The sequence below is a fragment of the Candidatus Flexifilum breve genome, from assembly GCF_016713355.1.
Window position 1 is genome coordinate 838,812 of sequence record NZ_JADJPI010000035.1, and the last position, 13,255, is coordinate 852,066.

Genomic DNA, 13,255 nt, shown 5'->3' on the forward strand with positions numbered 1-13,255 from the left:
CTAGCCCTTCAGGTTGTCGAGCGTATCGAGGTCGGCAGTCTTGTAGCGGCGCGCCGAGGTCGCGATCAAGCCGAGCAGGATGGCGTACGAACCGAAGCTGATGACGATGGCCGTGAGGATGAGCGCCTGTACCAGCGGGTCGCTCGGCGTACCTTCGCTGAGGTTGCCCGCATAGGCGGGTACCTGACCATTGAACGCGCCGACGGCGAAAAAGAACAGGTTGATCGCGGTGAACAGGATGTAGAAGCCCATCGCCGCCTTGATCATGTCACGGCGCAGCAGTTGAAAGACGCCAATGGCGAACATCAACCCGGTAGCCAGTGCAAAAATCACGTTCATAGCGGTTCAATTTCCTTCGGATACGTGATAGCTTCCATCACCGTACTCGTACATCCCAATACGGTTAAGAATATGCCAGTCTCGTACAGAAACGTTGTGGATAAGTGCAAATCTGCGGGCAGGTGAATTTGGTCAAAGTTGACATGCGCCGCAAACGCGAGGCCGGAGAGCATGGGCGAGGCCGCGTTGACAATCACGAGGATCAGTCCCGCGCCGATCAGGTAGCGCGGCTTGAGCCACCCCAAGCGCCGTTGGGACTCGCGGTAGCCGAAGACAACGTACCACAGGGTCACGCCGAGGCCGCTGATCACGCCCGCGGTGAAGCCGTCACCAGGCGCTTCGCCACCATAAAACAACTGCGACAACGCCACGATAATCGCGAAAGGCAGCACCAATTGGGCAATTGTGCGCGTGAGCGGAGTCGAGAAGCGTGACTCAAACGCCAAGTCCTCTCCCTCATCGTCTTGTGCATGCTGCACATCGACTGGTTCGTCTGGCGCCGCCCCTAATTTGAAGATGCGCAGACGCGGACTCGGTCGCGCCGCGCTGATACGCTTGGGGATAACACCGCCGGGACTCGGTTTGGCCAGCAGCGTGAGCACGCCAAGCGCCGCCACGCTGAACACCGTGATTTCGATGATCGTGTCCATACCGCGGAAATCGGTCACAATCGCGCCGACCACATCGGAAAAGCCGAGCAGCGGCACGGCGTTTTCGAGATGCCACGTGGTGATCGTCTGCGCGATGGCGCGGTTGTTGATCGCCGCGACGCAGAATAGGGCGACCCCCACCCCGATCAACGCTGAGAGCGCGATATCGCGATACAGCGTCAGCCGCGATTGCTTCCACAGGTCGTTCATGGCGGCTTCGCGCTGTGGCGCATTGATCTTGCTCAACATGATGATGATGAGCACCGTACCCAATGTCTCGACCATAAACTGCACGAGCGCCACATCCGGCGCGGGTTCCAGCAGGAACAAACCGCCGACGCTGTAACCCGCCACGCCAAGCACCAGCGCCGCCATCATGTGCCGTTTGATGAAGATGCTGCCGATCATCGTGCCTAGGGCGAGGAAGAGCAGCAGACCGCGCAGCAGATCGTTTTCGCCATCACATTGCAGTTCGAACCCGGTCACATGCGAGAACCCGGCGCTCAACTGCAGCAGCGTCACCGCGCCGAGGATCACGAACAGGTAATGGCGCAGTCGACCGTGCTGCGTGCGCAGTACCAGATCACCGACCTTCTCAACCGCGCCGACTGCCGCGGTGTAGCCTTCCGATGCATTGGGCAGATTGACCGACCATGCGCGCCAACGGTGGCGGAACGCGAACACACCGACGCCGAGCGCAATCGCGGTCAGGCTGAGCAGAAACGGCGTGTTGAAACCATGCCACAACGCCAGATGCGCCTCGTGTTCAAGCGCCGGGGAAATCAGCGGGTTGATGAGCCAATCAAGACCCAACCCGGCGATCAACGCACCGCCCGCCAGCACCGCGGGGCCGACCAGAAGTCCCCATGCGGGTTCGTGCACGTGCTGTGCCGCGCGCGGCTTGCCGAGGAAGACATCCCACACGAAGATCAGCGCCATCGTCACGGTGAGCGCCGCGCTGGCGACCACGACGATGAGCGCGAGCGGCGTTTCCAGCAGCGTATCGAGCAGGACTTCCTTGGCGACAAAGCCGAGCAGCGGCGGAATCCCCGCCATCGACAAGCCTGCCAGCGCCGCGACGACCGCCCAGCCGGGCAGCGCCGAGGCTAACCCGCCGAGCTGGCGCAGGTCGCGCGTGCCCGCCGAGTGATCAATCGCGCCCGCCGTGAGGAACAGGGTCGCTTTGTACAGGCTGTGCGCCAGGATGCCGATCAAGGCCGCTTCCAGCCCTGCCCCATGCGGGAGGCCGATCAGCGCGACCAGCACCCCCAATTGGCTCACGGTTGAATAAGCGAGCGCGCCTTTCAGATCATACTGCCGCAGTGCGAGGGCCGCGCCGATCAGCAGCGTCGCCAGCCCCACGATCATCAAGCCGTTATCCCAGAGCGGCGTCCCACTGAGCGCGGGTGACAGACGCAGCAGCAGGTAAATGCCCGCCTTGACCATCGTCGCCGAATGCAGGTAGGCGCTGGCGGGTGACGGCGCAGACATCGCGCCGGGCAGCCAGAAATGCAGCGGGAATTGGGCGCTTTTGCTAAAGCAGCCCAAGAAGATCAGCACTGTGAAGGCGCTGTACCACGGATGATCCTGTAAGGCCGATCCGCTCAGGATCTGGCTGAGGTCAGTCGTACCCGCGGCGGCACTCATGAGCGCTAGTCCGGCGAGGAGCGCCAGCCCACCGCCGCCCGTGATGATCAGCGCCCGCAGCGCACCAGCCCGCGCCGCCTCCGACTCGTCGCCGTGAAAGCTGATCAGCAGAAAGGAGATGATGCTCGTCAGTTCCCAAGCGATGAACAACGTCAAGACGTTGCCCGCGACAACCAGTGCCAGCATCGACGCCATAAACGCGAACAGCAGCCCGTAGAAGCGGTTGAGTTCGCGCGAACTGTCAAGGTAGTAGCCCGCATAGAGCGCGACGACCGCGCCGATGCCGACGATGATGAGCGCAAACAGAAGCGCCAGCCCATCGAGGTACAGTGCGAGCGTGAGGCCGAGGTCGGGAACCCAGGGGACGCTCCATTGGATGGCGCCGCTGGCGGTGATCGTCGGCAGATACGAGAACAAATAGAGGAACAGGAGCGCGGTGAGCGCGGAAACGATCCAAGCGAGGGGTGTTTTCGCAATACGGTCGGGTGTGGCTGAAGTTTCGCCGCTAAGGGTTGCTTTCAAGCTGGTGTTACTCCCTAGAATGGCATACAGGAGAAGGGAGTCGTCCCTTCTCCTGTACAGTCAAGTCATCACAGATTGCGCTGACCTAGTCGCCAGCCGCCGGAGCCTTCGCCCCTGAGACAACGCTCGCGGTCACGGGCGAGTCGCCGGGCAGGGGGAGGATGTCCGGCCAAATCGACTGACCATGTTCGTAGTTGTCGATCGTGTTGCCATCGGCTTCCGCCTTCGGGTTGACGCGGAGGCGCTTGACCGCCTTGAGCGCGCCGAACATGAGGACAGAAGTCACGCCCACCCATGCAATTGTGGCAGCCGAACCGATGATCTGCGTGATCAGGATGTCCGCGCTGCCGCCAGCCACGAGCAGACCGCCGAAACCCGCCTTGACATTGGCCGCGAAGGGCGTGAGCGTGGGTTCGGCGAACAGGCCGAGCGCGAGGATGCCCCACACACCGCAAGCGAGATGGACGGACGACGCGCCAACCGCATCATCAACCTTGATCTTTTCGAGCAGGTCACCCCACAGGAGCAGGATGATACCGGCAACGCCACCGATGATGATGGCCGAGAGCGGGCTGACGAACGCGCAACCAGCGGTCACAGCGACGAGACCCGCGAGCGAACCATTCAGGGTCGCGGTGAGATCCCACTTGCCGGTGCGGAAGTACTGGAAGAACATTGCGGAGAGCGAACCGATGCCACCGCCGAGCGTCGTGTTGAGGACGACGATACCAATCGTGCCGCCCACACCGACCGCGCCGAGCGTCGAACCGGGGTTGAAGCCGTACCAACCGACCCACAGGATCATCGTGCCGGTGAGCGCCAGACCGAGATTGTGCGGCGGAATGGCCTTGCCCCACACCTTACCCTTGCGCGGACCGAGCATCCACGCGCCGATGATGGCGATCACACCGCCGACGGTGTGTACAACGTTGCTGCCCGCGAAGTCGAAGAAGCCCTGCTGGAACAGCCAACCACCGCCCCACACCCAGTGCACCACGACCGGGTAGATGATCGCAGTCACGATAACAGTGTAGATTAGGTTGCCGACGAAATCCGTGCGTTCGGCCATCGCGCCCGTCGTGATGGTGCTGGCGGTCGCGGCGAAGGCGAACTGGAAGAAGAACATGGTCAGCGTGCTGATGTTGCCGTAGAAAATGGTGTCGGCCAGTTCAATGCCCGGCGCAAACAGCGTCGTGCCGAACAGGCCGCTGCCGTTATCCGCGCCGAAGGCGAGGCCGAAGCCGACCAACCACCAAACCAGTGCGCCGACGCCCGCTTCGAGGAAGTTTTCGAGCAGACCGTTGACCGCCGCCGTCTGGCGGATCATGCCAGTTTCCAGAATAGCGAAGCCGAGCTGCATGAAGAACACGAGGAACCCGGTCAGCATCACCCACGCGGTATCGATGCCAATCTTGATACTAGTGATATCTTCCATCGTCGGGGTTGTCACTTCCCCCTGTGCAAACGTCCGGTGCATGCCGAAGACGGCCAACACCAGCGTCGCCACGCCCATAATAAGTAGTTGTCGCCAGATACGATTCCGCTTAAACATGAGTCATCCCCCGATTGATGGAAGTTTGGTCCGATGCGAGGCAGTGTACTGAATATGTGATAAGCATCTTTAGCTAAAAGTGAATAAGGTTTGCCAGAAACTTGTTGTCACTTTTGATTAATTCGTCTGGCTTTGACCTTCTTTTGATCGCCAAAAACGCCGATAAATTGGTAAATAATCACTAACGGGCAAAATCTGCCAGCGAAACATGCGAATCAATCTAGGCATTTTGCATAAATACAGATTCACCAAAGTCAAAATTAGATCAAAATACGCTGTTTGTTCATTCCCGAATTCGCCCAGACGTGGTAAGCTAATCAGCAAATTGGGAGCGTTCCCACAGGAACACTCCTTTAGCGAATATTTCCTCATATCCTAAGGAATTGACGTATGAACAAGCAGGTGCGTCTGTTCGTTTTTCTCCTCAATCTCTGTGCCCTCCTCCTCCTTACGACGAGCGTTCTGGCTCAGGATGAACTCTACCGCGACCCCACCCAACCCATTGAGACGCGCGTCGAGGATCTGCTAGCGCGCATGACGCTCGCCGAAAAGATCGGCCAGATGACGCTGGTCGAAAAGAACAGTCTCAACCCGCAGGCGGTGTTCGACTATTTCATTGGCGGCGTGCTGAGCGGCGGCGGTGGCTACCCCAATCCGAATACGCCGGAGGCGTGGCTGCAGATGGTCACAGCCTTTCAGGATGCCGCGCTCGACACGCGCCTCGGCATCCCGATCATCTACGGCGTAGACGCGGTGCACGGGCACAATAACGTGCGCGGCGCGACCATCTTCCCGCATAACATCGGCCTCGGCGCAGCGCGGAACGCCGAATTGGTCGAACAGATTGGCGCGGCGACCGCCGCCGAGTTGATGGCAACAGGTATCTACTGGAACTACGCGCCCGTCCTCGCCCCCGTGCAGGACATTCGCTGGGGGCGCACCTATGAGTCGTTTGGCGAAAACACCGAACTGGTGACCGACCTCGGCCTCGCCTTTATGAACGGGCTGCAAGGCGATCCGCTCATGGTGCTGGCGACGCCCAAGCACTATCTCGGCGATGGCGGTACGACGTGGGGCACGTCGAGCTTCGGCCCGAACAACATGGATCGCGGCGACACGCAGGTCGACGAAGCCACACTGCGCGAACTGTACCTGCCGCCCTACATCGAAGCTGTCGACAGCGGGGCGCTCACGCTGATGGTGTCCTTCAGCAGTTGGAACGGCGTCCCGATGCATGCGCACGAGTACCTGATCACCGACGTGCTCAAGGGCGAACTCGGCTTCACGGGCTTTGTCGTCTCCGATTGGCAGGGAATTGACCTCGTGAACGCGGATTACTATCAGGCGGTCGTCGCCTCGATCAACGCGGGCGTGGACATGAACATGGTGCCGCAGGACTACCGCCGTTTCATCACCACGCTGACGCGGGCGGTCGAAGCGGGCGATGTGCCACAGGAGCGCATTGACGATGCTGTACGCCGCATTCTGCGCGCCAAGTTCGCCGTCGGCCTGTTTGATCGGGTGACGGGTGATGGCGCGGCCCTCGATGTGGTCGGTTCGGCAGAACACCGTGCGCTGGCGCGGCAGGCCGTGAGCGAATCGCTGGTGCTGCTCAAGAATGAGGACGCGCTGCCGCTTGCTGCCGACGCCACGACGATTTTCGTCGCCGGAAGCGCCGCCGATGACATCGGCATTCAGTCCGGCGGTTGGACCATCGAATGGCAAGGCGGCATGGGGGACATCACCATCGGCACGACCATTCTTGAGGGGATTACTGCCGTCGCCGGAACAGATACGCACATCGCCTTTGAGCGGTTAGGCCGCTTCGAGAGCATTCACGACGCGGCGGGGAACCCAGCCATGGCCGACTACGGCATCGTGATTGTCGGAGAAGAACCGTACGCCGAATGGGAAGGCGATAACGCCTACCTCGCCCTCTCACGCGGCGACCGCACCACCATTGAGCGCGTGCGCGAACAGAGCGAAAAGCTGATCGTGATCGTTGTGTCGGGTCGACCGCTCGTCATCACCGAACCGTTGAATCTGGCCGACGCCGTGGTCGCCGCGTGGCTGCCCGGCACGGAAGGCGCGGGGGTTGCGGATGTCCTCTTCGGCGCAGTGCCGTTCACGGGGACACTGCCGTTCACATGGCTGCGCTCAGCGGATCAACTGCCGTTCGACTTCGCGAACCTGCCCACGGAAGGCTGTGACGCGCCGCTGTTCCCGTACGGCTACGGCCTGACCTACGAGAACAACACGTCCGAATGGCTCGATCTCGCTGTAGAGTGTGCAGCAAGCTAGTTGGCACACCCTAGGCGCGATCTGCTCTATGTAGGGCACGGCGCACCGGGCAGTACGAAGAATAGTGTGAAGTGTGTTTGGGAACAGCGGACGCAATGATGCAGTTTAAGAAAACGATACGGATAACCCCTCTCCCACGCAAGCGGAGAGAGGGGAGAAAAGACGTTTGCTGGGAATTCGGGGAGGGGCCGGGTGGGTCGGTACTCCGCCTTCATAAGTTAAACTGCATAATCGCGTCCGCAAAACTCAAAATCCAACCCAACAATCTACTTCAAGCTCAATTCCGCGCTGCACTTGCACCAATCGGTGCGCTCGCAGGCATAACCCTGTACGCCTTACTGCAAATAGCCATCACTGCTCGCTGGATTGCTCGACGCTTCGGCGGGCAGTTTACGTCCCCGCTCGGCTTCGCGTTTGGCTTTGTACTCGTTTTCCCAAACGGCATCGCCATCTGGTTGGATGTGCCCACCGTGATAGCGTGCCCACACTTCGGTGAATTCCGCGCCAAACAGCAGAATCTGCGCCGTATAGTAGATCCACACAAGGATCACCGTCAGCGATCCCGCCGCGCCGAACACCGAACCGACGTTCGCGCGTGACAAGTACAGCCCGACGGCGAACTGACCGAGATACAGCAGCACCCCGGTGAAGGCTGCCCCGACGATCACATCCCGCCAGTGGATTTCCACATCCGGCAGCACCTGATACACCAGTCCGACCAAAAACGTGATCACGGCGAGGCTGAGGACAAACTGCGCCGCGCGCACAGCGATGATCACCGCGAGCGGCGCTGTCCCGCCGAGTTCCGCGTCACGTGTGCCGCCCACTTCGAGAACGAGATACTCCACGGGCTGCATGCGTTCGAGGCTGCTGTTGAGCGCCGCGTTGAGCACGGTCGTGCCGAGCAGCGTCACCGCGGCCAGCACCACAACTGCAAACGACTGCAACCGCGTTTTGACGAGCGTCAGCGGCGACCGCCCCGGACGCGCCTTGACCTCCCAGATTTTGTTGAGCGCCGTCTGCAACTGCGCAAACAAGCCGGATGCGCCCCAGATCATGATCCCCAGCCACACCAGCGATCCGACCACATCGCTGGTAGTGGTACGGTTCTCCAGCAGCGTACCGATCAGTTGAGCGGCCTGCTGTCCCAGCGTGAGTTCGATGTTTTGCACGAGACTGGACGCCGCCGCCCGCTGATCCATCACCAGACCAAGCAGCAGCGCCACAAGAATCAACAGCGGCGACAGCGAAAAGATCGCGTAATAGGCGAGCGCCGCGGCAATATGCGTCGCGCCGTCGTCATTCCACTCTTTGACCGTCTCCTTGAGTAAGAACAGTGTCTGTTTAATCATTTTGGGCGTCCCGAAGCTTGACTTTTACTCATTATAGACAGAGTCAGTGTGACCCATGCCCTTAACCCGCAGATTCGTGTTACATTCAAAGTGTCCTATTACATTTGACAACAGCTTGAGGAGAAACTCCATGAAGATGCGGGTCTGGACGAAGCGTGCTGCCTTGTTAGCTTTGGTGCTGCTGTGCATGGCGCTGGTCGGCGGCGTGTTTGCACAGGACGCGGCACCGGAACTGCCCACGCCGACCGAAGCGGGTATGGCGGCGGTCAACGATATCGAAATGTACTATGCGACCTACGGTGACCCGGCGAATCCGGCGCTCATGCTGCTGCATGGCGGTCTCGGCAACGCCGACTATTTCGTGAACCAGATTCCCGCCTTCACCGAGCACTTTTATGTGATCACCGCCGACAGCCGCGGCCACGGGCGCTCAACCATGTCGGACCAGCAGATCGGCTATGCGTTGATGGCGTCAGATGTGCTGGCGCTCGCTGACACGCTCGGCGTGGAGCGGTTCGCACTGGTCGGCTGGAGCGATGGCGGCATCATCGGCCTCGACATCGCCATCAATCACCCGGAACGTCTGACCAAGCTGGTCGCCTATGGCGCGAACTACAACCCGTCGGGCGTACGCGCCGATGTCGGCGAAAGCGAACGCTTCAACGCCTACATCGAAATGGCGGCGGGCGACTATACCCTGCTTTCCCCCAACCCAGATAACTTCGAAACCTTCTTGAACAACATCAGCAACATGTGGGCGACCGAACCGAACTACACGGTCGAACAGATGCAGGGCATCACCACGCCGACGCTGTTTATCGACGGCATGCAGGAAGAAGCGATCTACGTCGAGCATGACCTCGAAATGACACAGCTCGTCCCGAATTCCGACCTGTACCTGATGGGTGGCGTCGGCCACTTCGCCATGTGGGAAAACACCGAAGAATTCAACCGCGTCATCCTCGACTGGCTGCTGAACGAAGCGCAATAAGCCGTACCTTGCCCCTCATCCCCGTTCCATGCGGAGCGGGGATGCACGTTTGGAGACACCATGCACGTCACTGATTTGGAGACGCCCAGCGTCCTCATCAACCTCGACCGGATGGAAAACAACATCCGGCGCATGCAAGACCGCTGTAACGAACTCGGGATCGCGTTTCGCCCGCACATCAAAACGCACAAAATCCCGGATATCGCCAAAATGCAGATCGAAGCAGGCGCCGTCGGCATCGCCTGCCAGAAAGTGACCGAAGCGCAGGTTTTCGCCGAGGCGGGCATCAACGACATTCAGATCCCGTACAATATCGTCGGCGAGAAGAAGACCGCTCGTCTCGCCGATCTTGCGCTCTACAACCGCGTGACCGTCTCCGCCGATCATCCGATCACGATTGCAGGCCTCTCAGATGCCGCCGCCGCGCTTGATATTCGCATCCGCGTGATGGTCGATCTGGCGACGGACATTCAACGCACGGGCGCGCCCGTGGACGAGATCGTCATGCTCGCCAAGAAGATCGACGATGACGATCACCTGCACTTTGCGGGGCTCCTCGTCTATCCGAGCACCGCCAGCAATCGCCCGGCGATTCAGGAAGTGCTGCTGCGTCTGCATCAAGCGGGCATCGGCGTAGAGACCGTGAGCGGGGGCGGCTACGGTGCATTCCTGCAAGCCGACCAAGTGCCGGAGCTGACCGAAATCCGCGTGGGCACGTATCTCTTCAATGACATGAGCAGCGTGCACAAAGGCTGGACGACGATTGACGACTGCGCCATGCATATCGCCGCGACTGTGGTCAGCCGCCCCTCACCCGACCGCATGATCCTCGATGCGGGCAGCAAGACATTGGCGGCGGATCGCGTCAAAGACACGCACGGCTACATCGTCGAATACCCGGAGGCGCGCATCTACCAGTTGAGTGAAGAACACGCGCACGTTGACCTCAGCCAATGTGTCGAACGCCCCGTCGTCGGCGAACGCGTGCACGTCATTCCCGTGCACACGTGCGTCGTGAGCAACCTGCACAATCAGTTGTACGGGGTGCGCGGCGACCAAGTCGAGGTCGTGTGGGACGTGGCGGCGCGCGGCAAAGTCTGGTAGAGATCGCCGGAGGCCGACGGCGCGTCTATACTTAAGCACAGGTTCGACCTTATAGAAAGTCAGCACGCATATGACTTCTCAATTCCTACAGGACTTGTTCAGTCTAGAGGGCAAAACCGCCGTCGTGACCGGGGGCACGGGCGTGCTCGGCGGCATGATGGCGCGCGGACTGGCGCAGGCGGGCGCGCAGATCGCCATCGTCGGGCGGCGGCAGGAGAAAGCCGAAGAAGTCGCCGCGTCCATTCGCGCGGCTGGGGGCAAGGCCATCGCCGCGCCTGGCGACGTGATGGACACCGCGCAGATGGAAGCCCTGCGCGACCAGGTGACCGCCGAATGGGGCAAAATCGACATTCTGCTCAACGCGGCGGGTGGGACGACACCCGCTGCCACCGTCCCACCAGACAAGAGCATCTTCGATATGTCGCTGGAGGCCATGCGCCACGTGATCGACCTGAACTTGATTGGCACGGTCATTCCGTCCATGGTGTTGGGTGAAGTTATGGCGCAGCAAAAAGCGGGCTGTGTCGTCAACATTTCGTCGATGAACGCGCAGCGGGCGCTCACGCGCTCACCTGCCTATTCCGCGGGCAAAGCGGGCATCGACAACTTCACACGCTGGATGGCTGTCGAGCTGGCGTCAAAGTTTGGCGAAGGGCTGCGGGTGAATGCGATTGCGCCGGGGTTTTTCATCGGCGACCAGAACCGTGCCCTGCTGCTCAACCCGGATAACACACTGACCGCGCGCGGTCAGAAGATCATCGACCACACGCCGGCCGGGCGCTTCGGCAATCCTGAAGACCTGATTGGCGCGTTGATCTGGCTGTGCAGCCCCGGCGCGCGCTTCGTCAACGGCACCGTGATTATGGTGGATGGCGGTTTCAACGCCTTCAGCGGGATTTGAGAAAGCGCCCATGTCCGGTCGACGGGCATGGGCGTAACGTTTACATCTGCGGCGCGGGCGTGATCTGCGGTTTGAGCGGCAGCGTCACGGTGAAGGTGCTGCCTTCGCCGACGATGCTCCTGACCGAAATGTCACCTGTCATCGTCTTGACGAGGCGCTTGACAATCGCCAGCCCCAACCCCGTCCCGCCGTACTCACGGGTCGCTCCGCTGTCCACCTGATAAAACTCGTCAAAGATATACGGCAGTTTGTCCGCTGCAATGCCGATCCCCGTGTCCGAGACGCGAATACTCCAGTGATGGTCGTCATCCCGACACACGGCAAGCGTCACGTTGCCCGCTTTGGTGAACTTAAACGCATTCGAGAGCAGATTGACGATCACCTGCCGCAGCAAATCGGCGTCGCCGACCACCCGTTCGGGCAGTTTCGGGTCGATCTCGGAGTCGAAGCCCAGGCGCTTATTTTCGCCCAACACGGCGATCTGCTCCATCACATCATCGATCCAGTCATTCAAGCCAAAGGACTTATCCACAGCATGGATATGACCCGCTTCCAGTTTGGACAAATCCAGCACACTGTTGATCATCTGCAGCAGTTGGTGCGCGTTGACCATCACGCGCTTCTGGTAGTCCTGCTGGGTCGGGTTAAGTTCGCCGACCATACCGAGTAGTTGAATTTCCGTATAGCCGATGATCGCATTGAGCGGCGTGCGCAGTTCATGCGACATAGTGGCCAGAAATTCGCTCTTCAAGCGATTCGCTTCTTCGGCTTTTTCGCGGGCATAACGGAGTTGTTCGTTCGCCTCTTTGAAGGTCGTTACATCGTGGAGCGTCACCACGCGCCCGGTCAGCTCTTGCTGACGATTGCGCAGCGGCGTAATCCGCAGGTTAAAGGTGCGCTTCTGCCCGGCCACCTCGGCTGTAACTTCGGTATCGATCTCCTGTGTCTCGCGAAATTGGTCAGCAAGCGCCGCTTGTGTCACCAAGACTTCAGCCGCTGGTTTGCCAATTGTCCCATCTGGTGACGACAGGTTGAGCAGCTTGAGCGCCGACTGGTTGATGTCCAGCACGCGACTGCGCCCGTCCAGCACGATAATCGCGTCATTCATATTGTCGATAATTGTGCCGCGCGCCACCGGGAGCACATCCATCAGGCGGAAGCGGTAGAGGCTCCACCCGATGGCCGCGCCCGTGACCACAAAGGCCAACGGCGTCAGATCAAAGTAGTCGGGGAACGGGCTGAACCCACCGATATAGGTCGCGTTGGCCGCCCACGGCGCGACGATGGCGAGCAGCATCAGGCGAATCTGACCGCGATAGAGATGCGGTGAGCGCATAAACGCCTGCAACAGCAGTCCCGCACCCGTCAGCAGCAGCACGTATGAGTAGACCGTGTGCACCCAGAAGGCCGGGCCATAACTGTAATCGAGCAAGCGCAAACCATCCGCCATATACCAGTCCGTACTGGCGTAAAACAGATGATGCAGGTCGTTGGTCAGCAGGAGCACAATGACTAAGATCGGCTCGATCAAGAACAGCAGCAGCCGCTTCCGGGTGCTCCACTGCTCACGCCCGGTATATTGAAGACAGAACACCAGCCACGCGGGCATCACCATGACGATGCCGACATACATGATCTGGACGGAAATCATCTTGGTCAGGTAGTCTGTGAGGAGCAGTTCCAGACCCGAAAACAGCGTCCACACGGTCGTACCAATGCCAATGATCGTAAACGCGACCACACCGACGCCGGGACGTCGGGACCAAATGGCGTTTGTGAGCCAGATGGTGAAGGCGGCCGCGGCAAATGTCACCACTGCGAATATTGAGAATTGCATGCTCAACCTTCTGCGCCAACCACAGACTTATCTGCTTGTAGCATATCATCCCTGCAATT

9 protein-coding genes are annotated in these 13,255 nt (G+C 60.1%); 4 read left to right on the plus strand and 5 right to left on the minus strand.

Annotation, left to right across the window (positions count from 1 at the left end):
- The 3 genes from IPK17_RS26600 to IPK17_RS26610 all read right to left on the minus strand — a co-directional run bounded on the left by IPK17_RS26600 (position 1) and on the right by IPK17_RS26610 (position 4,710).
- Positions 1 to 339 carry a sodium:proton antiporter gene (locus IPK17_RS26600; protein ID WP_343420720.1) on the minus strand — a complete coding sequence of 113 codons (339 nt, stop codon included), beginning with the start codon at positions 337 to 339 and terminating at the stop codon, positions 1 to 3.
- The gene (gene mbhE, locus IPK17_RS26605; protein WP_343420721.1) at positions 336 to 3,158 is read right to left on the minus strand and encodes a hydrogen gas-evolving membrane-bound hydrogenase subunit E; all 2,823 of its coding nucleotides are present in this window, start codon (positions 3,156 to 3,158) and stop codon (positions 336 to 338) included. Before mbhE ends, IPK17_RS26600 begins: the two co-directional genes overlap by 4 nt.
- 85 nt (positions 3,159 to 3,243) lie before the next feature.
- On the minus strand, positions 3,244 to 4,710 hold the full coding sequence (locus IPK17_RS26610) for an ammonium transporter (protein WP_343420722.1): 1,467 nt from the start codon (positions 4,708 to 4,710) through the stop codon (positions 3,244 to 3,246).
- A gap of 390 nt (positions 4,711 to 5,100) precedes the next feature.
- Between IPK17_RS26610 and IPK17_RS26615 the strand changes: the two genes are divergently transcribed.
- Complete coding sequence (locus tag IPK17_RS26615; protein WP_343420723.1) at positions 5,101 to 7,011, plus strand: glycoside hydrolase family 3 protein; 1,911 nt, start codon at positions 5,101 to 5,103, stop codon at positions 7,009 to 7,011.
- A gap of 335 nt (positions 7,012 to 7,346) precedes the next feature.
- On the opposite strand, the gene IPK17_RS26620 is transcribed toward IPK17_RS26615, so the two are convergent.
- Positions 7,347 to 8,363 (minus strand): YihY/virulence factor BrkB family protein, encoded by a 1,017-nt coding sequence (locus IPK17_RS26620; RefSeq protein ID WP_343420724.1) that lies wholly within the window; start codon positions 8,361 to 8,363, stop codon positions 7,347 to 7,349.
- 130 nt (positions 8,364 to 8,493) lie between these two features.
- On the opposite strand from IPK17_RS26620, the gene IPK17_RS26625 reads away from it, so the two are divergent.
- The 3 genes from IPK17_RS26625 (at position 8,494) to IPK17_RS26635 (ending at position 11,359) form a co-directional block, all read left to right on the plus strand.
- The gene (locus IPK17_RS26625) at positions 8,494 to 9,354 is read left to right on the plus strand and encodes an alpha/beta fold hydrolase (RefSeq protein WP_343420725.1); all 861 of its coding nucleotides are present in this window, start codon (positions 8,494 to 8,496) and stop codon (positions 9,352 to 9,354) included.
- A 60-nt stretch (positions 9,355 to 9,414) separates the two neighbouring features.
- Positions 9,415 to 10,458, plus strand: coding sequence for an alanine racemase (locus tag IPK17_RS26630; protein WP_343420726.1), 1,044 nt, complete (start codon positions 9,415 to 9,417; stop codon positions 10,456 to 10,458).
- A gap of 70 nt (positions 10,459 to 10,528) precedes the next feature.
- Positions 10,529 to 11,359, plus strand: coding sequence for an SDR family oxidoreductase (locus IPK17_RS26635; protein WP_343420727.1), 831 nt, complete (start codon positions 10,529 to 10,531; stop codon positions 11,357 to 11,359).
- A gap of 40 nt (positions 11,360 to 11,399) precedes the next feature.
- On the opposite strand, the gene IPK17_RS26640 is transcribed toward IPK17_RS26635, so the two are convergent.
- Positions 11,400 to 13,196, minus strand: coding sequence for a histidine kinase N-terminal 7TM domain-containing protein (locus tag IPK17_RS26640; RefSeq protein ID WP_343420728.1), 1,797 nt, complete (start codon positions 13,194 to 13,196; stop codon positions 11,400 to 11,402).
- Positions 13,197 to 13,255: the final 59 nt, after the last annotated feature.

Excerpts from the sequence above, each read along its gene's own strand:
- IPK17_RS26610 (WP_343420722.1), bottom strand. The coding sequence starts at position 4,710 with ATGTTTAAGCGGAATCGTATCTGGCGACAACTACTTATTATGGGCGTG.
- IPK17_RS26625 (WP_343420725.1), top strand. The coding sequence starts at position 8,494 with ATGAAGATGCGGGTCTGGACGAAGCGTGCTGCCTTGTTAGCTTTGGTG.
- IPK17_RS26640 (WP_343420728.1), bottom strand. The coding sequence starts at position 13,196 with ATGCAATTCTCAATATTCGCAGTGGTGACATTTGCCGCGGCCGCCTTC.
- IPK17_RS26615 (WP_343420723.1), top strand. The coding sequence starts at position 5,101 with ATGAACAAGCAGGTGCGTCTGTTCGTTTTTCTCCTCAATCTCTGTGCC.
- IPK17_RS26620 (WP_343420724.1), bottom strand. The coding sequence starts at position 8,363 with ATGATTAAACAGACACTGTTCTTACTCAAGGAGACGGTCAAAGAGTGG.
- IPK17_RS26630 (WP_343420726.1), top strand. The coding sequence starts at position 9,415 with ATGCACGTCACTGATTTGGAGACGCCCAGCGTCCTCATCAACCTCGAC.
- IPK17_RS26635 (WP_343420727.1), top strand. The coding sequence starts at position 10,529 with ATGACTTCTCAATTCCTACAGGACTTGTTCAGTCTAGAGGGCAAAACC.
- IPK17_RS26600 (WP_343420720.1), bottom strand. The coding sequence starts at position 339 with ATGAACGTGATTTTTGCACTGGCTACCGGGTTGATGTTCGCCATTGGC.